Genomic DNA, 19,140 nt, shown 5'->3' with positions numbered 1-19,140 from the left:
TCGGCTGAGTTGACAGTAGCCCCCCGTCAGATGCCCAGCGACTATTCGCCAGGCTTCGCCAGGGCACGCCCGATGGTTCGCCACCTTGCGCCGGGTGTCAGGTAGGAATGCGCCTCCCCGCCCCGGTCACCGGCGGAACTCCCCAGGGTGAAGCACGGGATCGGCGGGGTGGCGTACGCAACTCGTCGGCGCACGAAGGGATCCGTATCACCATGTACGCAGCAACGTCCTCCGTGTCCGCACCGGTCCGGTCGCACCGCACGCTCCCGGCGGGCGGCGGCCCCTACCTCGAGCCGGGCCGCACGTCGGCCGCGGCGCAGGGCACACTCCGGGCGCGGCGGATGCCGAGCGCCGGGTCCCAGCCCGTCAGCGGAAGAATCGATCTCTCGGGGCCGCAGGGTGCGCAACTGCGCACCGCGCTCGCCTCGGTGCAGCGGATCTGTCCGGAGTTCGCGCCGGTACAGGTGCTGCGGCGCAGCGGCCGCTCGGTCCTCCTGGTGGGCACCACCGGGCGCATGACCGCCGTGGCGAAGGTTTTACTGGACCACTCGCCCGAGTGGCGTGAGCGCTACCGGCACGAAATAGCGGCATACCGGACGTTCGTCCGGCACCGCCCGCCGGTCCGGGTGCCGCGCCTGATCGCCGCCGACCCGGAGAACTGCACGCTCGTGGTCGAGAGGATGGCGGGCCGGGTCGCGGCGCTCCAGCGGCACCCGGTGGAGCCGCCGCCGCGGGTGGACCTCCGTGCGGCCCTGGGCGCGGTGTGCCGGGTCAACCAGTGGCAGCCGCCGGCCGAGCTGTTCGGCACCCCGATGAACTACGCCCGGCGGATCGCCCGCGACTACGAGTTGGGCCTGCTCACCGACCGGGACCTCGGCGACCTGCAGAAGCTGCTGCACGGGGTCAAGGTGTCGGGAACCGCGCTCCAGTTCAACCACGGCGACGCGCTGCTGTCGAACCTGCTGCTGTCCCCCGCCGGTCCGGTGCTGCTCGACTGGGAGCACGCGGGCTGGTACCTGCCGGGCTACGACCTCGCCACCCTGTGGACGGTGCTCGGTGACGCCCCCGCCGCCCGCGCCCAGATCAGCCGGCTCGCCCAGTCCGCCGGTCCGGTGGCCCGGGACGCCTTCCTGATCAACCTGATGCTGGTGCTGACGCGGGAGATCCGGATGTCCGAGACGGCGGTGCAGCGCTCGATGCTGGCGACCGCCCCGGCCCAGCCGCTGCCGATGGGCGCCCTGTCCTCCGGGGAGGAGCAGCGGCTGCTGCTCCGCCGCCTGCACGACGACGCCGGGATGGCGCGCAGAGCGGTGCGCGCGGCGGTCGGCACGCGCTGACCGTCCCCCGTACGCGAAGTCCTGTGGCCCCCACCGCCACGGGACTTCGCTCGTGCGCGGGCGCGTACGCCGCGAGGCTGATCCTCCTCCCCCGTACGGTGGCAGCGAATCCGTCCGGCGGGCGATCCGCGCGCACCGGGGCGGCTGCGATCTTCGGAGCAGACCGGGCAAGCAGTGCCCGCCGCTCCGGAGGAAGTCATGTCCGTTCATGCCGATGCCCGCCCGGCGGGCGGTCGCGTCAGCGCCGCCTGGAAGGCCGCGCACACGCCGGTGGCGGGGGTCCCGCGCTGGGCGCGGATCGCCGCGTACGCCATCCCCTTCGCCGTCCTGCCGTCCGGCCTCTGGCGGCTGGGCCTCCTCTTCGTGGACCACTCCGCGGCGGACAGCGGGAGTCTGCCGGACTGGCTGCCGCTCGAAATGTACGTCGTCATCCTTTCGGTCCTCTCCGAGCTGCTGGCGTTCACCGCGGTCGGGCTGGTGGCCGCGTGGGGGGAAGTGGTCCCCCGCCGGCTCCCGCTGCTGGGCGGCCGGCGGATCCCGGTGGCGGCCGCCGTCGTCCCCGCCGCGCTCGGCGCTCTCGCACTGACCGCCCTGTGGACCGTACTCGCGCCGGTGACCCAGGTGGCCGGTACCACCCTCCAGGGCGATCCGATGCCCGCCGACTTCCCCAGCGAGGCGGGAGGCTGGACCGCCCTCTGGTTCTACGTCTGCTACGCCCCGCTGGTGCTGTGGGGCCCGCTGCTGGGCGTGGTGACGGTGGCGTACTGGAAGCGGCGTACGGCAGACGCGGGCGCCGGATGCCTTGACATCACATGATCCCCCGAACACCTTTTCTGACTCAGCATCAGACATGCTGGAGTCTTCCCCTTCCCCCGACACCGCTGGAGCCTGCCCATGTCCGCAAGCGCTTCCCGCACATCCCCCGCCGCCCTCCCGTCCAGACGCGCCGTCCTCGCCGGTACGGGGGCCGGGGTGCTCGCCGCCACCGTGCTGCCGTCCGCCGCGGCGCGGGCCGACGGGGCCCAGGAGGGGCCTCCGCTCGGCGAGTACGACGTCGTCGTGGTGGGATCCGGGGCCGCCGGGATGACCGCCGCGCTCACCGCCGCGAAGCGCGGGCTGAGCGTGCTGGTGGTCGAGAAGGCGCCCACCTTCGGCGGATCGGCGGCGCGCTCCGGGGCCGGTATCTGGCTGCCGAACAATGCGGTGATCCTGGGCGCGGGCGTGCCGGACACCCCGCAGAAGGCGGCGACGTACCTCGCGGCCGTGGTCGGGCCGGAGGTTCCGGCCGACCGCCAGGCCGCGTTCCTCGCCAACGGGCCCCGGATGCTGGACTTCGTGATGGCCAACAGCCCCCTCGGGTTCCGTTTCATGGAGGGGTACAGCGACTACTACCCGAATCTGCCGGGCGGGCTGCCGAACGGCCGGTCCATCGAGCCGGACCAGATCGACGGCCGTCTCCTGGGCGGCGAACTGGCCCACCTGAACCCGGCGTACCTACCGGTGCCGGCCGGGATGGTGGTCTTCAGCCAGGACTACAAGTGGCTGAACCTCGCGGCGGTCAGCGCCAAGGGGCTGGCCGTGTCCACCGAGTGCCTGGCACGCGGGACGAAGGCGGCGCTGCGCGGCGAGAAGCCGCTGACGATGGGGCAGGCCCTGGCGGCCGGGCTGCGCGTCGGACTGCAGCGGGCAGGGGTGCCGGTATGGCTGAACAGCCCGCTGGTCGATCTGGTCCAGGAGGGCGGCGCGGTGACCGGGGTGGTGGTGGAGAAGGAGGGCGTCCGGGGCACCGTACGGGCCCGGCGCGGGGTGATCGTCGGCTCGGGCGGCTTCGAGCACAACGCGGCGATGCGGGCGCATTACCAGCAGCAGCCGATCGGCACGCAGTGGTCGGTGGGCGCGAAGGAGAACACGGGCGACGGCATCCTGGCGGGTCAGCGGGCCGGGGCGGCGCTGGCCCTGATGGAGGACGCGTGGTGGGGGCCGTCGATCCCGCTGCCCGGGGAGCCGTACTTCTGCCTGGCCGAACGGACCCTGCCGGGCGGGCTGATCGTGAACGCGAACGGCACGCGCTTCGTCAACGAGGCGGCGCCGTACAGCGACGTGGTGCACGTGATGTACGAGAAGGACCGGGGCGCGGCCGGGTCGCACATTCCGGCATGGCTGATCGTGGATCAGAACTACCGCAACAAGTACCTGTTCAAGGACATCCTGCCGACGCTTCCCTTCCCGGATTCGTGGTACCAGGCGGGCGCGGCGAAGAAGGCGTGGACGTGGGACGCGCTGGCCGGCCAGATCGGGGTGCCGGCGGCTGCGCTGCGGGCGACCCTGGGCCGGTTCAACGCGCAGGCGTGGAGCGGGACCGACTCCGACTTCCACCGGGGCGACACGGCGTACGACCACTACTACACGGACCCGAACGTGCTGCCGAACTCGTGCCTGGCGCCGGTCTGGGTGCCGCCGTTCTACGCGTTCAAGATCGTGCCGGGGGATCTCGGTACGAAGGGCGGCATCGTCACCGACGCACGGGCCCGGGCGCTGCGGGCGGACGGCTCGGTGATCCGCGGCCTGTACGCGGCCGGCAATGCCAGTGCCGCGGTGATGGGCCACAGCTATGCGGGGGCCGGGTCGACGATCGGCCCCGCGATGACGTTCGGCTACGTGGCGGCCAACGACATCGCGGACGCGTGACGTGATCGGACCCGGCCGCGGGCTCGGTCCGGGCAGCGCGCCCGGCCTGGGGGCCAGGGGTCCGGCCCGGGGGGTGAGGCGGGTCAGCCCTGCTGGAAGAGCTCGGCGGGGAGCGGCTTCAGGAGCGCGTAGAGGTCATCGGTGATCGGGCGGTCCCAGCTGGCGATGGTGACCAGCACGTTGTCGCTGCGGTCGAACTGCACGCACGAGATGCGGGACTCCGACAGCTTGATCTTCCGGACGATGAGGAGGTTGTCGCCCTGCATGACGGGGCAGTCCTCGACGCCCGTGACCTCGACGTCCTCGTCGTTCTCCAGCGCGTCGAGGAGCTGGGCCACCTCGAAGGGGACCTGGCCGTCGGTGAGGTCCCGGGCCGGGGACCCCTCGGGCAGGTTTCCGATGATCATCGCGGGGCCGCGTCCGCCGAACAGGTCGTAGCGGAGGAAGACCCCCTGGCAGCTGCCGTCGGGCGCGGGCAGCAGCCCGGCCCCGAGATTGCCCGGCCAGTCCCCCGGGTCCATGGCCAGGACATCGAAGTCCGGGCCGGCGGGTGTGGCGGCGCGGTGGCGGCGGAGGAAGGACATGCGGCCATGGTACGTGGCCGCGCGGGTTTTCCGGCCCGGGGGTCCGCATCCCGGGACCTGCCCAGGCCGGGTCCGACGGTCCGGGCCGTCGGACCGGCGGGACCAGGGTGAACCCGTGCGTGAGCAGTCCGGTGTCACCTGTGACGTGCAGGGTGGTGGGCGGTGGGCGGTGGGCGGCCCAGAGGAACAGGGCGAGGCCGCCAGGCCGTGCCCGCGACCTCGACGTCCGCCGATGAGGTGAGAGCGGGCACCGTGCGGACATCGTCACCCGAGAAGAGGACCCTCCAGGATTCCGGACCGTCGGTACGCCGGAAGCGGTACGTCTTGTCCGGCCCTAGGTCCTGTCCGCCGGGCGGCGGCTCCGATCATGCTGAGCTACGGGCGAAGGCCTCCAGTGCGGCGCGCAGCCCGGACCGGTCGGTGCCGAGTTTGCGGCAGGCGGCCGACAGCACCCAGTCGGGGGACGCCGGCCCGGGCTCCTTCTCCGACCGTACGGCCAGGTCGGCAGCCCGGATCTCCTCCTCGGTGACCCAGTCCGCACGGGGCCGCGCGGCGGGCAGGGCGCCGCCCATGCCCGTCAGGATCTCGGTCGCCTCCTCCACCAGCCCGTCGGCACCGCATTCCCGGGCCGTGACCACGGACGCCGCCAGCAGGTCCGCGTCGCGCAGCCCGTAGCCGAGGGCGGCCAGGGCGCGGGCGAGTTCGTAGCCGGCGGGTGAGGCCGAGAGCAGGGTGACGGCCTCCCGGAGGAGCTCGGTGCGGTCCCGTGGCGCGGCGACCTCCGCCGCGACCCTGAGGGCCTGGCCGATGGCGGACGGGGCGCCGAAGGCCCTGGCCCGGCGGACGGCGTCGGCGGCGAGGGCGCGGGCCCGCTGCGGATCTTCGGAGGCGACGGCCCGCGCGAGGTGCAGCTGCCACGGGCACCAGGCCGGGTTCTGGATGCCGCGCGGGGTCAGCCGCCGGTCCACCGACTCCAGTTCGGTGACGGCCGCGCGCACCTCGCCGCGGGCGAGCAGCAGTTCGGCGTAGACGGTCTGCGAGTCGGGGAAGACCACGGCGGCCGGGAAGGGGGCGCCGAACTGGTGCTCCTGTGCGAGCTCCCAGGCCTCGTCGACGCGGCCCCGGGCGAGCAGGGTCGTGAGGAGGATCGCTATGGCGTACCAGTGCACGGGGGTGCGCCGGCCCACGCGCTCGGCGAGGCGCAGTCCGGAACGGGCCAGTTCCTCGGCCTCCACGAGCCGTCCGCGCCGGTAGCGGATGTAGGCGCGCAGGCTGTACGCGAAGGACAGGTGGGCGCCGCGCCAGCCCTGGCGCTCGAACTCGGCGGTGCCCGCCTCGAACAGCTCCTCCGCGCGGCCGGGGCGGTCGGCGTACATGTGCACCATGGCGGCGAGTACCGGGACCTCGAAGCCGCGGTCCTCGTGGGCCCAGCTGAAGGGGCGCTCCAGCACCCGGCCGGCGTGGTGCAGGACCACGTCCACCGGTTCGCCCCGCAGGCAGGCGTCCCAGGCGCGCAGTGCGATCACGTACCGCTCGGTGAGGTCGCGGCCGGTGAGGCGGTCGGCGAGCCGGGCGAGGCGGCGGGAGCGGGCCGGGGAGTCGGTCTCGGCGGCGTTGAAGGCGTCCCACATGAACTGCTCGGACTGCAGGCGCAGGCGGGCGCGTACGTCCGAGGTCTGCGCGATCTCGCGGGCGAGTGATTCCGAGGCCTCGGCGAGGCGGTCGCTGTGCGCGAGGACCTGGGCGAGCCGGATGACGATGCCCTGGCGCAGCGCCGGGTCGTCGAAGGGCTCGGCGAGGGCCGCCCGCAGGTGGTTGACGGTGTTGGCGGGCTCGGTCAGCAGTGAGGCGCAGCCCAGTTCGTACAGTACGGCGGCTCGTTCGTCGAAGTCGGGTGGCTCGCGCAGGGCGCGGGCGAGCTGCCGGCGGGCGGCGTCGGGGGCTCCGGCGCGGAGGTTCTCCGCGGCTGCCTCGCGCAGGGTGCGCACCACCCAGGGGTCGTTCTCGGGGTGGGTCTCCAGCAGGTGGCGGGCTGCTGCGGAGGAGCCGAGGCCCGCGTCGACGACGGCCGCCGCGGCCTTGCCGTGCAGGGCGACGCGCAGTGCGTCGGGGATGGCCTGGTAGATGGCGGTGGCGATGAGGGGGTGGACGAACTCCAGCCCCGTCCCGGGTTCGTGGTCGGACGGGGATCCGGCGGCGGACAGGATGCGGGCGGCCCGCAGGCGTGCGGTGGCGCCCGCGGCTTCCTCGGTGCCGAGGGCGGCGACCCGGGCGGCGATGTCCTGCGGGATGGCGGTGCCGAGGACGGCGCAGGCCCAGGCGAAGCGGACGGTGGAGGGGCCGAGGCGTTCGAGGCGGGCGACGAGGCCGCTGCCGCGCTGGGCGGCGGCGAGGTCGGCCAGCTGCGGGGCGTTCTCCTCGACGGGCCGCAGTCCCCTGCCGCGGATCTTGGCGGTGAGTTCGACGGCTTCGAAGGGGTTGCCGCCGGTGACGGCCCAGGCTTCCTTGCAGAACGCGTCGTCGGCCTGGTCGCCGAGGGCCTCGCGGACCAGGGCGGCGACGGCGGCCGGGGTGAGCGGGGCGAGGGGCAGCGGAGTCTGTCCCGCCCGGCCGGGCAGCGTACGGAAGGCGTCGGCGTGCGCGGGCAGTTCGTCGGGCCGGTAGGCGACGACGAGGAGCAGCGGGAGGAGTTCGGCGCGCGGGGCGAAGGCGGCGAGCCAGCTGAGGGACTCGGGGTCGGCCCAGTGCGCGTCGTCGAGGACGAGGGCGACGGGGGCGCGTTTGACGACGAGGTGGGTGAGGACCCAGTCGAGCCCGTCGCGCAGGCCCTGGGGGTCGGGCGGGGCACCTTGTTCGGGGGCGCAGAGTCCGAGGGCGGGGCCGACGATGGAGTACCAGCTGCCGAGGGCGGCGCGCAGCTCCTGCTCGGAGGTGCCGGCCAGTTGTGGCTGGATGAGCTGGCGGGCGACGTGGAAGGGCTGGCTCTGCTCCTGTTCGCCGCCGCGTGCGGCGAGGACGGTGCAGGAGCGGGCGTGGGCGCGGCGGCGCAGTTCGGCGAGCAGGGTGGTCTTGCCGAAGCCGGCGGGCCCGGAGAAGGCCAGCAGCGCGCCGCCGGCGTCCGGCCCGGGACCGGTGAGCTGGTCCAGGGCCTCGTCGACGATCGCGAGTTCGGCATCGCGTTCGACCATGGTGCGCCGTATGCGCATCCGGTGGTCCGTCATGGCTGGTACCCCCCAGGCCTGTTCTGGGAGATCAGCGTACGCCCGCGCACATCGCGGGGTGTCCCACTGTCGGAAAGAATCCGATCTTCTTTTCCGACGGGGTTCCGAGAAGGATCCGAGCGCGATCAGTCCTGCCCGGAACGTGTCGCGAGGCGTTCGAGGAGGGCGACGGCCTCGGCGGCCCGGTCGGCCGCCACGAAGAGGTGGTCGTGGTGGTATCCGGCGATGACGTTGCAGCTCAGGCCGTGGGAGCCGAGTTCGGCGGCGAAGGCCGCGGTGAGGCCGACGGCGTCGAGCGCGGAGTGGATCCGCAGGGTGATCCACCCGGCGGTGTAGTCGTAGGCGAGACCGGCCGCGTCGGCGTCCTCCTGGCGCAGGACGAGGGTGAGGCCCTCGGGTTCCAGGACGGTGGCGACCGGTGCGGTCCCGGCGGGAACGGCTCCCCCGGGGACCGTGCAGAACACGTACACGCCGTCGTTCAGCTCGGGGCGCATCCCGCTCAGCAGCTTCCGCAGGTCGCTCTCTCCACTCATGCGGCAACTCTAGTGCCGCGCCAGGCAACGTTTGCCTGTAAGGAGCGGCGTCCGGTGCGTGCTCTCGGCGTGCCGGCCGGAAGCGCTCGTACGGGACGTACGTGGCTTTCGGCCGGTGCGCCGAGAGCACGCACCGGACGCCGCTCCTTGCTCCACGGGGCAACTCGTGGCGGGCGGTCAGGTGAGGTCGAACTCCCCGCCCCGGGCGTTCAGCACGAACTTGTGCCACTCGTCGGGCGAGAAGATCAGGGAGGGGCTCTCGGGGCGCTCGCTGTTGCGCATCGCGATGAAGCCCTCGACGAAGGCGATCTGGACGTCGCCCGCTCCCCGACTGCTCGACTGCCAGTCCGCCTCGGTGAGATCGAGGTCCGGCTTCCCCCAGCCGGCCAGGGGCTGTGAAGTCATGCTCTCGGCCACGTGCGTGCTCCTCCCGGTACGTCGTCCGGGGGCCAGGTTAACCATCGCGGCGGGTGCCGCACAGGCCACGGTGCGTCACTCGTGACCGGTCCGGCACCCGGGCGGGGCCGGCGGCTGCGTTCAGGAGGCGGGCTCCTGCGCCCCCACCAGCCACATGGCGAAGAACTGCGCGCCGCCGCCGTAGGCGTGCCCCAGTGCCCGGCGGGCTCCCGGCACCTGGTGTTCCCCGGCCTGGCCGCGTACCTGGAGGGCCGCCTCCGCGAAGCGGATCATGCCGGACGCGCCGATCGGGTTGGTGGACAGCACGCCCCCGGACGGGTTGACCGGGAGGTCCCCGTCGATCTCGGTGACTCCGGCCTCGGTGAGCTTCCAGCCCTCGCCCTCCTCGGCGAAGCCCAGGTTCTCCAGCCACATCGGCTCGTACCAGGAGAAGGGCACGTACATCTCGACGGCGTCGATCTCCCGGCGCAGGTCGGTGATCCCGGCCTGCCGGTAGACGTCGGCGGCGCAGTCCTTGCCGGCCTGCGGGGAGACGAAGTCCTTTCCGGCGAAGAGGGTGGGTTCGCTGCGCATCGCCCCGCCGTGCACCCAGGCGGGCGGCTTCGGCGAACGGGACGCGCCCGCCCGGTCGGTGAGGACCATCGCGCATGCCCCGTCGGAGGACGGGCAGGTCTCGGAGTAGCGGATCGGGTCCCACAGCATCGGCGAGGCCCGGACCTTCTCCAGGGTGATGCCGTGCTCGTGCAGGTGCGCGTACGGGTTCTTCAGCGCGTTGCGCCGGTCCTTGTACGCCACCAGCGAGCCGACCGCGTCGGGCGCGCCGGTGCGCCGCATGTAGGCGCGCACGTGCGGGGCGAAGAAGCCGCCGGCGCCGGCGAGCAGGGGCTGCTGGAAGGGGACGGGGAGGGAGAGCCCCCACATGGCATTCGATTCGGACTGTTTCTCGAAGGCGAGGGTGAGGACGGTCCGGTGGACGCGGGCGGCGACGAGGTTGGCGGCGACGAGCGCGGTGGACCCGCCGACCGAGCCGGCCGTGTGCACGCGCAGCATCGGTTTTCCGACGGCGCCGAGCGCGTCCGCCAGGTACAGCTCCGGCATCATCACCCCCTCGAAGAAGTCGGGGGCCTTGCCGATGACGACCGCGTCGATGTCGGCCCAGGTCAGTTCGGCGTCGGCGAGGGCGCGTACCGCGGCCTCGCGGACGAGTCCGGCGATGGACACGTCGCGGCGGGCGGCCACGTGCTTGGTCTGGCCGATTCCGACGACGGCCACGGGCTCTTTGCTCACCTTGCGTCCCCTTCCAGGACGGCGACCAGGTTCTGCTGGAGGCAGGGGCCGGAGGTGGCGTGGGCGACGGCCCGGTCGGATGCGCCGCGGTGGATGCGGGCGGCGGCCTCGCCGATGCGGATCAGGCCGGCGGCCATCATCGGGTTGGCGGCGAGCGCCCCGCCGGAGGGGTTGACGGCGACGGTGTCGCCGAGCCCGAGGGCCTTGCGGAGCACCACCTCCTGGGAGGAGAACGGCGCGTGCAGTTCCGCAGTGTCCACGGGGGCGTCGAAGAGCCCGGCGTGCCGCGCCGCGATCCGGGTGGACGGGGAGTCGGTGAGGTCGCGCAGGCCCAGGCCGTGCGCCTCGATGCGGTGGTCGATGCCGGTGATCCAGGCGGGGCGCTCGCACAGCTGCCGCGCGAGGTCGCCGGCGGCCAGGATCACCGCGGCCACGCCGTCGCCGACGGGCGGGCAGTCGCCGGTTCGCAGCGGCCGGACCTGGTAGTCGCCCTGCGGGACGGCGCCGCGCAGCTGGGCGTGCGGGTTGGCCTCGGCGTCGGCCCGGCTGCGCGCCGCGATGGCGGCCAGGGCGGGCTCGTCGGTCTCGCCCGCGTCGACGAGGGCCTGGGCCTGGAGGGCGGCCAGGGCCACCGAGTCGGGCCAGAGCGGGGCGAGGTAGTACGGGTCGAGCTGGCGGGTGAGCACGTCGCGTACGGATCCGGGCGAGGACTTCCCGTACGAGTAGACGAGCGCGGTGTCCGCCTCGCCGGTCTGGATCTTGACCCAGGCCTCGTAGAGGGCCCAGGCACCGTCCATCTCGACGTGGGACTCGGAGATCGGCGGCCAGGCGCCGACCCCGTCGAGGGTCATGGTGAAGGAGAAGGCGCGGCCCGCCAGGTAGTCGCTGGAGCCGGAGCAGGTGAAGCCGATCTCGCCGGCCTTCAGTCCGGTGGCGGCGAGCACCTGGTGGAGGACCGGCATGACCATCTCGACTTCGCTGAGCTCGTCGGTGCGGCGCAGGTGGTCGCTCTGCGCGAAGGCGACGACGGCCACGTCGCGTGCGTACCTGCTCGTCCTGGGCCCGGTCATCAGATGAGCTCCTTGTACGCGTCGTAGTCCGCGTCCGGTTCGCCGGTGGGGCGGTAGTGGTCGGGGTAGCGGCCGCCTTCGGTCCAGACGGGCTCGACGCGCAGCCCCATGCGGACCTGGTCGTACGGGATGCCGCCGATCCTTCCGTGGAGGGCGAGGCCGGCGCCGTCGAGGGCGATGTGGGCGTAGACGTAGGGGACTTCGATGTCGAGGTTCCTGGCTTTGATGTTGACGATGCAGAAGGTGGTGACGGTGCCGGCCGGGCCGACCTCCACCTGGTCGGTGGTGGCGACCCCGCAGGTGGGGCAGGCGCCGCGCGGCGGGACGTACACCTTGTGGCAGGAGGGGCAGCGCTCGCCGACGGTCCGCTGTTCGCAGAGGGCGTCGATGTAGGCGGTCTGGGCGCGGCCGGGGCTGTAGACGTAGTCCAGGCGGGCCTCGGCGACGATGCCGGTGACGGGGTCCTGGAAGACGCCGTCGTGCGGTGCGGGCGCGGCTCCGGCGGCCGGCCCGGCTTCGGGGGTGGGGTCGTCGTACGGTTCGAAGCAGGCGATGTCGGTGATGGCGCCGGTGCGTTCGGCGGCCCAGCGGACGCGTACGCGCATGCCGGTGCGCACTGCTTCGGGGCCGGGGGCGTCGAGGGCGTGCAGGAGGGCGGTGTCGGCGCCGTCGAGCGTGACCAGGACCCAGGCGAAGGGCGTGGCCAGGGGCTGGTGGGGTCGGGGCCGTTCGTTCCAGGCCCAGGTGGTGACGGTGCCGGTGGCGGCGACCTCGACGAGCTCGCGGATCTCCTCGGAGGTGACGGGGTCGTACTCGACGGGCGGGACCACCACCCTGCCGTCCGCGGTCTTCACGCCGAGGAGGGTGCTTTCGCGCAGGCCGGTGAGGAAGGCGCTCTGGACGGGCCCGAGGGACCGGGTGAAGGGGAACTCGACGACGAGAGGCGCGCGGAGCACCTCCGGTGGGGAGGCAGCTGTCATGGTGGCTCTCCGTTGCGGTTGATTCCGGTGATTCCAAACCCAGCGGCGTTCGAGGCGCCGCTCCCAGCCCCGCCGGCGCTCGTAGCGCCCTTCAGCCCCGCCGGCGTTCGAGGCGCGGGAGTCCGGGGGCGGATCCCCCCGCTACGGCGCCGCACCCGGGCACAGGCGCAGCCACGGGTCGGGGCACAGGCGCAGCCACGGGTCCGGGCCCGGGCCGACGGGGCCCGGCCCGGCCCGGCTCGACCCGGCCCGGCCCGGACTACTCGCGCCGGTACACCGGCGGCCGCTTCTCGGCGAAGGCCCGCGCCCCCTCCTTGGCGTCCGCGGTGTCGAAGACCGGCCAGCCGCGCAGAAGTTCGCAGGCCAGGCCCTCCGTCTCCGTGAGCTCGGCGGTCTCGTAGACCGACGCCTTGACCGCCTCGACAGCCAGCGGCCCGCACGCGTTGATCCGCTCGGCGATCTCCAGGGCCGCGTCGAGTGCCGTCCCGTCCGGGACGACCCGCCCGACGAGCCCGATCCGTGCAGCCTCCTCGGCGGAGTACGGGCGTCCGGTCAGCAGCATCTCCAGGGCGTGCGTGCGCGGGATCTGCCGGGGCAGCCGTACGGTGGAGCCGCCGATCGGGAAGAGCCCTCGCTTGACCTCGAAGAGCCCGAAGGTGGCCCCCTCGGCCGCCACCCGGATGTCGGTGCCCTGGAGGATCTCGGTGCCGCCGGCGACGCAGTAGCCCTCCACCGCCGCGATCACCGGCTTGCGCGGCCGGTGGTGGCGGAGCATCGCCTTCCAGTGGAGGTCGGGGTCGGCCTTGAGGCGGTCCCGGTACCGGTCGCCCGCCATGCCCTTGCCGGCCAGGGCCTTGAGGTCCATGCCGGCGCAGAAGTCTCCGCCCGCGCCGGTCAGGACCACGGAGCGGATCTCGTGGTCGGCGTCCGCCTCCAGCCAGCCGTCGTACAGCCCCACCAGCAGTGGCAGCGAGAGCGCGTTCTTCGCCTCGGGCCTGTTCATGGTGAGCACCAGCGTGGCGCCGCGGCGTTCCACGGTGAGGTGTTCCGTCCCACCCATTGCCGTCCTCCCATCTCAAGACCTAGAACAGGTTGCAGTAGGGGAGGGTGCAGTTCAATAGTTTTCTGACACCCAGTCAGATTTCTTGCGTGGCGCCCCTTCCCAGTTGCCGGCCGCGGCGCTCTAATGACCGCCGAGCAGCCGGCCACGGGGCCAGTCGTCGGGAACAACGGGGTCAGGAGGAACGGTGGAGTACAACCTTGCCGACCTGTTCGAATCGGTCGTGGACGTGGTCCCGGACCGCGAGGCCCTCGTGTACGTGGACCACCCCGGTACGGGCGCCGAGCGCCGCCTCACGTACGCGGAGCTGGACGCGGCGGCGAACCGGATCGCGCACCACCTCCTGGACAGCGGCCTGACGGCCGGTGAGCACCTGGGCCTGCACCTCTACAACGGGATCGAGTACCTCCAGACCGTCCTGGCCTGCCTGAAGGCCCGGCTGGTCCCCGTGAACGTCAACTACCGGTACGTGGAGGAGGAGCTGGTCTACCTCTACAACGACGCCGACCTCGCCGCGCTCGTCTTCGAGGGCGAGTTCACGGAGCGGGTGGCGGCCGCCCTGCCGAGGACGCCGAAGCTGCGTCACCTCATCAGGGTCGGCGAGGCGCCCGAGGGGGCTGCGGAGCCGTCGATCGCGCCGGTCGCGTACCCGGACGCGGAGGCGGCCGGGGCGCCGGGGCGCGGATTCCCGGCGCGCAGCGCCGACGACCTGTTCATCATCTACACCGGCGGGACCACGGGCATGCCCAAGGGCGTGATGTGGCGGGCCGAGGACCTCTTCTTCGCGGGGCTCTTCGGCGGCGAGCCCTCGGGCGAGCCGGTGAAGCGGCCGGAGGAGCTGGCGGAGCGGGTGGCGGCGCGCGGCGCCGGGCTCACCTTCTTCCCGGCTCCCCCGCTGATGCACGGAACGTCGACGCTGACCTCGTTCATCGCCTTCAACTACGGCCAGCGGGTGGTCATCCACCGCAAGTACGCCCCCGAGGAGGTGCTGCGCACGATCGAGAAGGAGAAGGTGTCGAGCGTGTCGCTGGTCGGCGACGCGATGCTCCGGCCGCTCATCGACGCGCTGAACGGCCCGCTGCGGGGGACGGACCTGTCGTCGCTGTTCAGCGTCTCCTCGTCGGGGGCGATCATGTCCGAGACGGTGCGCGCAGAGTTCCAGAGGCTGGTGCCGGACGTCCTGCTCCTGAACAACTTCGGGTCCTCCGAGTCCGGGTCCAACGGCCGGGCCACGGACGACTCCGGCCCCGAGAAGGGCTTCCGACTGGAGGTCAACGACCGCACCCGGGTGGTGGACCCGGTGACGCACGAGCCGGTGGCGGTCGGCGAGCCGGGGCGCCTCGCGCAGCGCGGCCATGTGCCGCTCGGCTACTACAACGACCCGGAGAAGACCGCCGACACCTTCTTCCAGAAGGACGGGGAGCGCTGGGTGCTCCTCGGCGACATGGCGACCGTCGACGAGCAGGGCATCGTCACGGTGCTCGGCCGCGGCTCGCAATGCATCAACACGGGCGGCGAGAAGGTCTATCCGGAAGAGGTCGAGCAGGCGCTGAAGTCGCATCCCGACGTGTACGACGCCCTGGTGGCCGGGGTCCCGGACCCGACCTGGGGCAGCCACGTGGCGGCGGTGGTGCAGGTGAGGCCGGGTGCCGAGGCGCCGACGCTGGACGCGATCCAGAGCCACTGCCGCACGAGACTGGCGGGTTACAAGATCCCGCGGCAGCTGGTCGTCACCCCGGCCATACAGCGTTCCCCGAGCGGCAAGGCGGACTACCGCTGGGCGCAGGCGGTCGCGGCGCAGGCGGTCGCGGCGGAGGCGGACACCGACACGGGGACGGTGCGCTGAGACCACGGGCGGGTTGCCCGTCCAGTGCGACCGCCAGGACCAGCGCCTCCCCCGCGAGCCTGCGATGGGCCGCGCGGGTGGCGGGAGGACCGCAGGCGCCGGGGCCGGCGCGGGCGCGCCCCGGGGCGGGCCGCCGCCCGGCGGGGCCTCCTCGGGGCGTCCTCGCGAGGTCTCGCCGACGCCGCGCAGATCGAGGACGTGCGGAGTGCGATCGGCAGCCCCTCGGATCAGACGACCACTCGTTCGAGTCATTGATTTCACCTGCGGAGTCCTGGCAATCTACCGAATGATCGGTCGGTATCCGGGTCTTCTCACCATGAGGTGACGACATGGCGGCGCAGGCGGGATTCCACGACGAGGGCGAGCGGCTGAGCCGCGACGAGCTGGCGGCCCTGCAGCTCACCCGGCTGCGGGCGACCCTGCACCGCGCGTACGAACGGGTGCCGTTCTACCGGCAGGCCTTCGACAAGGCCGGTGTGCATCCCGGCGACTGCCGCTCCCTGGCCGATCTCCCCCTGTTCCCCTTCACCACCAAGGCCGATCTGCGCGACCAGTACCCCTTCGGGATGTTCGCGGTGCCACGTTCCGAGGTGCGCCGCATCCACGCCTCCAGCGGTACCACCGGGCGTCCGACCGTCGTCGGATACACCGACGGGGACCTCTCCACCTGGTCCGACGTGGTGGCCCGTTCGATACGTGCGGCCGGCGGCAGACCCGGGCAGATGGTCCACATCGCCTACGGCTACGGCCTGTTCACGGGCGGCCTGGGCGCGCACTACGGAGCGGAGCGCCTCGGCTGCACGGTCGTGCCCGCCTCGGGCGGGATGACGGACCGCCAGGTCCGCCTCATCGAGGACTTCCGTCCGGAGGTCATCATGGTGACGCCCTCCTACATGCTGACCCTGCTGGACGAGATGGAGCGCCAGGGCATCGACCCGCGCACCACCTCGCTGCGGACGGGGATCTTCGGTGCGGAACCATGGACCGAGGAGATGCGCCGGGAGATCGAGGAGCGCCTCGACATGGACGCAGTGGACATCTACGGCCTGTCCGAGGTCATCGGTCCCGGCGTGGCACAGGAATGCGTCGAGACCAAGGACGGCCTCCACATCTGGGAGGACCACTTCTATCCCGAGGTGGTCGATCCCCTGACGGGCGCGGTGCTGCCGGAGGGCGAGCTGGGGGAGTTGGTGTTCACCTCTCTCACCAAGGAGGCCATGCCGGTCATCCGCTACCGCACCCGGGACCTGACGCGGCTGCTCCCGGGCACGGCACGGCCGTCCTTCCGCCGGATGGAGAAGATCACAGGTCGCAGCGACGACATGATCATCCTGCGTGGGGTGAACCTGTATCCGACCCAGATCGAGGAGATCCTCCTGCGGACAGCGGGGCTGGCACCGCACTTCCAGCTGAGGCTGGCCCGGGAGGGCCGGCTGGACACCTTGACGGTCCGGGTGGAGGCCCGCCGGGAGTCGGACGCCGCCCTGCGGAAGGCAGCGGCGGCCGAAGTGGTCCACGGGGTCAAGGCAGGGATCGGCGTCTCCGTCAGGGTCGAGGTGGTCGACCCGGAGACCCTGGAACGCTCGGTGGGCAAGATCAGAAGACTCGTCGACCTCCGCGCCGTGGACCATCCCCCGACCGGCTGACGACCGCCTCGCAGCACCCCGGTGCGAAGGCCGTCGCGCGGTGGGCGATATCCGCTTGCACGCCGCCGGCCACCCCCGTGGGCAGGGTCGGCTGACACCCGATGAAGGCAGAGCAGATGACCACTCGAAAGCACCACGTCGACCGCGAGCTCGTCGATGCGGCGGCCGACGCAGCCCGCACCCGCTGCCGGGGCGACCACCACACCATGACGGCCGCAGCCCGCGCGCGGGACGGCCGGATCGTCACCGCGGTGAACGCCTACCACTTCACGGGCGGGCCGTGCGCCGAGCTGGTCCTCATCGGCACTGCGGCCGCCCAGGGCGTCTACGCGCTGGACACGATCGTCGCCGTGGGCGACCGCGACCGGGGGGTCGTCGCGCCGTGCGGCCGGTGCCGCCAGGTCCTCCTCGACCACTTCCCCGCCATCGAGGTCATCGTCGGCGAGGGCGACCACGTCAGGAGCGTCCCCATCACGGACCTGCTCCCCGCACGCTACGTCTGGGCCGACCACCGACTGGACACTGCATAAGGGCCGGAGTCGTCTACGCCGAGGAGCCGACGCCGCACCGGCCAACGGTCCGTCGGGCACGACCCTGCGGCTCGCTGACCAGGCATGACGGTCTATCGTGTGCCGATGCAGCCCTCCCCACCGCTCCAGATACCGGCGAACGAACTCCGGCCCGGCCGTCACTGGTATGCCACGGCTGCCGCGATCACGGTCGTCCTGTTCGTGCTGGGGGTGGCCATCGGTGTGTACCGGTTCACGGACGCGTTCAACGCGGTGGATACGGAGCATCGCTTCGCCAACGGTGACACCGTCACACTGCGGCTCGATCCGGAACACGAGAAGGCGATCTGGATCAAGGAGCGAGGCCCCTCACCCGACCAGGCGTGCGACATCACCGGTGCGGCCGACGCCCGTCTCACCGATCCGGGGATCGACGTGTTCATCACCCGCGACGCGTCCTGGAACCCGCTCTACTCCATCCACGTAGCCCGGGCCGGCGACTACAAGATCACCTGTACCTCACAAGAGCCGTCCCAGTACGCCATCGGGGACCCTGGAGGAGTGGTGACGCTTGGAGGTTGGCTGATCCTGGCCGTCCTCCTCCCGCTGCTCGGGCTCGGCGTCGGCGCCGCCATCACCCTCATCACCGCCCTCCGCCGCAGGGGCCATCGCAAGCGGCTGCTCTCCGAACACTGAGCCTCCGCCGACGACCACCCCGCCAAACACACGACCCCAGCCCCCGGCGGCGGTTCGCCCTCCGGGCAGGCCATAATCCCGCCATGAACATGATTGCCGGGCGGGCCCTGTTGGCGTTCCTGCTCATAGGGACCAGCCTGAGCGGATGTTCCGTCCTTCCCCCGTACGAGACGTGCGAGGGAACGGAGGCGGCCGTGGCGGAGCTCGACCAGCTGCCCGCGCTGGACCTGCGCCCGAAGGGTGCCGCGTCCGTCGGCGGCGCGCCGTGGGCCGGTGCCGAATGCGTCGACGACACCGGCGGCGCCTGGCTCTCCGCGACGCGGTTCTACGCCTTCGGCGGGACCAGGAAGGACGTGCTGGAGTACTACGGCCGGGAGGCGTCGGCGGCGGGATGGCGTCCGGTGGACGCCCTGGACACGGGACCGGACGGCCGCGTCGCCGTCTTCTGCTTCGAATCCCCCGACCGCCCGAGCATCACCCTCGCCTTCGACTCACCCCAGGACCTCCGCGAGATCTACGGCAAGGAACCGCACCCCGCGGCTCTGCTCGGAGTGGCCGCCCGCACCTGGTTCTCGCTGTCCGCAGAAGCGGAAACCGACGGCTCGCGCATCAGCTGCTTCTAGGCAGTGCGGCCCCTCCGGCCCTCTCGGACGAGGTCGTCCACCGCGTCCTGGGCGAGGCCCCACGGGTACGGTTCCGCGCCGGCCCGGCCCGGCGGGTGCAGGGTGAAGCCGTCTTCGCCGTACAGCACCCGGACGCCCGCGCCGCGCAGGACGGCGATGCTCTGCTCGAACTGCGGGTGCCGTACGTACGCCGGGTTCGCGCACGGCATGACGGCCGGCGGGGTTCCCTTGCCGATGGCCTCGGCGGCCACGCCGACGACGAACCGGTCCGTGCGTCCGAGCGCCCAGCCGTTGACCGTGTTGAACGTGGCTGGGCGACGAGGATCGCGTCCGCCGCGGGCCACACGTCCGGGTCCGTCGGCCGCTTGTAGCAGCTGCGGACCGGGTGCCCGCTGAGCGCCGCCGGGCCGTCGGTGCCTCCCGCGAGCCAGTCGGCCGCCGTCGGGGTCAGCCCCAGGCACACGTTCCGGCCGTGCGCCTGCGCGCCCTCGATCACGCGGGCGACATCGAAGACCGGGCGGCCGAACCGAAAAGGTACAGGGTGCGCGTCGTGCCCCCCAGTTGACCAGACGGCCCGGCTCGCGTGAGCAGGCGGGTCGGCGCCAGACCGGCCGGGCGAAACCACCCCTTCGGGCCCAATTCG

The 19,140-nt window shown here is 72.6% G+C and carries 16 protein-coding genes and 1 pseudogene; 8 read left to right on the top strand and 9 right to left on the bottom strand.

Translation table 11 applies throughout. From position 1 onward, the window contains the following. The first annotated feature begins 212 nt into the window (after positions 1–212). The 3 genes from ACFWFZ_RS01595 to kstD all read left to right on the top strand — a co-directional run bounded on the left by ACFWFZ_RS01595 (position 213) and on the right by kstD (position 4,025). Complete coding sequence (locus tag ACFWFZ_RS01595) at positions 213–1,337, top strand: aminoglycoside phosphotransferase family protein (protein WP_387114950.1); 1,125 nt, start codon at positions 213–215, stop codon at positions 1,335–1,337. Between the two features lie 198 nt (positions 1,338–1,535). Then, positions 1,536–2,153 (top strand): hypothetical protein, encoded by a 618-nt coding sequence (locus ACFWFZ_RS01590; protein WP_387114948.1) that lies wholly within the window; start codon positions 1,536–1,538, stop codon positions 2,151–2,153. Positions 2,154–2,231: 78 nt separating this feature from the next. Next, entirely contained in the window at positions 2,232–4,025 is a 1,794-nt protein-coding gene (kstD, locus tag ACFWFZ_RS01585; RefSeq protein WP_387114945.1) for a 3-oxosteroid 1-dehydrogenase, read from the top strand. Positions 4,026–4,108: 83 nt separating this feature from the next. On the opposite strand, the gene ACFWFZ_RS01580 is transcribed toward kstD, so the two are convergent. From ACFWFZ_RS01580 to ACFWFZ_RS01545, 8 genes are all read right to left on the bottom strand, one after another. Continuing rightward, positions 4,109–4,609, bottom strand: a complete 501-nt coding sequence (locus ACFWFZ_RS01580; RefSeq protein ID WP_030030746.1) for a hypothetical protein — start codon at positions 4,607–4,609, stop codon at positions 4,109–4,111. Positions 4,610–4,974: 365 nt separating this feature from the next. Continuing rightward, positions 4,975–7,830: an ATP-binding protein gene (locus ACFWFZ_RS01575; RefSeq protein ID WP_387114941.1), complete on the bottom strand. Its 2,856-nt coding sequence runs from the start codon at positions 7,828–7,830 to the stop codon at positions 4,975–4,977. A gap of 125 nt (positions 7,831–7,955) precedes the next feature. Beyond that, positions 7,956–8,363: an ACT domain-containing protein gene (locus ACFWFZ_RS01570; protein WP_387114938.1), complete on the bottom strand. Its 408-nt coding sequence runs from the start codon at positions 8,361–8,363 to the stop codon at positions 7,956–7,958. Positions 8,364–8,540: 177 nt separating this feature from the next. Then, positions 8,541–8,768 carry a DUF397 domain-containing protein gene (locus ACFWFZ_RS01565; RefSeq protein ID WP_370466718.1) on the bottom strand — a complete coding sequence of 76 codons (228 nt, stop codon included), beginning with the start codon at positions 8,766–8,768 and terminating at the stop codon, positions 8,541–8,543. Positions 8,769–8,900: 132 nt separating this feature from the next. Beyond that, positions 8,901–10,067 (bottom strand): thiolase domain-containing protein, encoded by a 1,167-nt coding sequence (locus tag ACFWFZ_RS01560; protein WP_387114935.1) that lies wholly within the window; start codon positions 10,065–10,067, stop codon positions 8,901–8,903. Beyond that, the gene (locus ACFWFZ_RS01555) at positions 10,064–11,137 is read right to left on the bottom strand and encodes a thiolase domain-containing protein (protein ID WP_387114932.1); all 1,074 of its coding nucleotides are present in this window, start codon (positions 11,135–11,137) and stop codon (positions 10,064–10,066) included. Before ACFWFZ_RS01555 ends, ACFWFZ_RS01560 begins: the two co-directional genes overlap by 4 nt. Next, positions 11,137–12,117: a Zn-ribbon domain-containing OB-fold protein gene (locus ACFWFZ_RS01550; protein WP_387114929.1), complete on the bottom strand. Its 981-nt coding sequence runs from the start codon at positions 12,115–12,117 to the stop codon at positions 11,137–11,139. The genes ACFWFZ_RS01555 and ACFWFZ_RS01550 overlap by 1 nt, the downstream gene beginning before the upstream one ends. Before the next feature lie 259 nt (positions 12,118–12,376). Beyond that, a complete protein-coding gene (locus tag ACFWFZ_RS01545) occupies positions 12,377–13,177 on the bottom strand; it encodes a crotonase/enoyl-CoA hydratase family protein (protein WP_387114927.1) in 801 nt (266 codons plus the stop codon). A gap of 187 nt (positions 13,178–13,364) precedes the next feature. On the opposite strand from ACFWFZ_RS01545, the gene ACFWFZ_RS01540 reads away from it, so the two are divergent. The 5 genes from ACFWFZ_RS01540 (at position 13,365) to ACFWFZ_RS01520 (ending at position 18,497) form a co-directional block, all read left to right on the top strand. Then, positions 13,365–15,023 (top strand): acyl-CoA synthetase, encoded by a 1,659-nt coding sequence (locus ACFWFZ_RS01540; RefSeq protein WP_387114924.1) that lies wholly within the window; start codon positions 13,365–13,367, stop codon positions 15,021–15,023. Between the two features lie 329 nt (positions 15,024–15,352). Next, positions 15,353–16,669: a phenylacetate--CoA ligase PaaK gene (gene paaK, locus ACFWFZ_RS01535; RefSeq protein WP_387114921.1), complete on the top strand. Its 1,317-nt coding sequence runs from the start codon at positions 15,353–15,355 to the stop codon at positions 16,667–16,669. A 116-nt stretch (positions 16,670–16,785) separates the two neighbouring features. Then, on the top strand, positions 16,786–17,199 hold the full coding sequence (locus ACFWFZ_RS01530; protein WP_387114918.1) for a cytidine deaminase family protein: 414 nt from the start codon (positions 16,786–16,788) through the stop codon (positions 17,197–17,199). Positions 17,200–17,304: 105 nt separating this feature from the next. Beyond that, positions 17,305–17,874 carry a hypothetical protein gene (locus tag ACFWFZ_RS01525; RefSeq protein ID WP_387114915.1) on the top strand — a complete coding sequence of 190 codons (570 nt, stop codon included), beginning with the start codon at positions 17,305–17,307 and terminating at the stop codon, positions 17,872–17,874. An 83-nt stretch (positions 17,875–17,957) separates the two neighbouring features. Continuing rightward, on the top strand, positions 17,958–18,497 hold the full coding sequence (locus ACFWFZ_RS01520) for a hypothetical protein (RefSeq protein ID WP_387114912.1): 540 nt from the start codon (positions 17,958–17,960) through the stop codon (positions 18,495–18,497). Here the strand turns inward: ACFWFZ_RS01520 and ACFWFZ_RS01515 are convergent. Then, positions 18,494–19,058, bottom strand: a pseudogene (locus ACFWFZ_RS01515) (flavoprotein). The gene ACFWFZ_RS01520 and the pseudogene ACFWFZ_RS01515 overlap by 4 nt on opposite strands. Positions 19,059–19,140 lie beyond the last annotated feature (82 nt).

This window comes from Streptomyces sp. NPDC060232 (assembly GCF_042726555.1).
Lineage (GTDB): Bacteria > Actinomycetota > Actinomycetes > Streptomycetales > Streptomycetaceae > Streptomyces.
This window is presented reverse-complemented; position numbering and strand designations above follow the sequence as displayed.

Excerpts from the sequence above, each read along its gene's own strand:
- ACFWFZ_RS01595 (WP_387114950.1), top strand. The coding sequence starts at position 213 with ATGTACGCAGCAACGTCCTCCGTGTCCGCACCGGTCCGGTCGCACCGC.
- ACFWFZ_RS01525 (WP_387114915.1), top strand. The coding sequence starts at position 17,305 with ATGCAGCCCTCCCCACCGCTCCAGATACCGGCGAACGAACTCCGGCCC.
- ACFWFZ_RS01580 (WP_030030746.1), bottom strand. The coding sequence starts at position 4,609 with ATGTCCTTCCTCCGCCGCCACCGCGCCGCCACACCCGCCGGCCCGGAC.
- ACFWFZ_RS01570 (WP_387114938.1), bottom strand. The coding sequence starts at position 8,363 with ATGAGTGGAGAGAGCGACCTGCGGAAGCTGCTGAGCGGGATGCGCCCC.
- ACFWFZ_RS01530 (WP_387114918.1), top strand. The coding sequence starts at position 16,786 with ATGACCACTCGAAAGCACCACGTCGACCGCGAGCTCGTCGATGCGGCG.
- paaK (WP_387114921.1), top strand. The coding sequence starts at position 15,353 with ATGGCGGCGCAGGCGGGATTCCACGACGAGGGCGAGCGGCTGAGCCGC.
- kstD (WP_387114945.1), top strand. The coding sequence starts at position 2,232 with ATGTCCGCAAGCGCTTCCCGCACATCCCCCGCCGCCCTCCCGTCCAGA.
- ACFWFZ_RS01555 (WP_387114932.1), bottom strand. The coding sequence starts at position 11,137 with ATGACCGGGCCCAGGACGAGCAGGTACGCACGCGACGTGGCCGTCGTC.
- ACFWFZ_RS01565 (WP_370466718.1), bottom strand. The coding sequence starts at position 8,768 with ATGACTTCACAGCCCCTGGCCGGCTGGGGGAAGCCGGACCTCGATCTC.
- ACFWFZ_RS01590 (WP_387114948.1), top strand. The coding sequence starts at position 1,536 with ATGTCCGTTCATGCCGATGCCCGCCCGGCGGGCGGTCGCGTCAGCGCC.
- ACFWFZ_RS01520 (WP_387114912.1), top strand. The coding sequence starts at position 17,958 with ATGAACATGATTGCCGGGCGGGCCCTGTTGGCGTTCCTGCTCATAGGG.
- ACFWFZ_RS01550 (WP_387114929.1), bottom strand. The coding sequence starts at position 12,117 with ATGACAGCTGCCTCCCCACCGGAGGTGCTCCGCGCGCCTCTCGTCGTC.
- ACFWFZ_RS01575 (WP_387114941.1), bottom strand. The coding sequence starts at position 7,830 with ATGACGGACCACCGGATGCGCATACGGCGCACCATGGTCGAACGCGAT.
- ACFWFZ_RS01545 (WP_387114927.1), bottom strand. The coding sequence starts at position 13,177 with ATGGGTGGGACGGAACACCTCACCGTGGAACGCCGCGGCGCCACGCTG.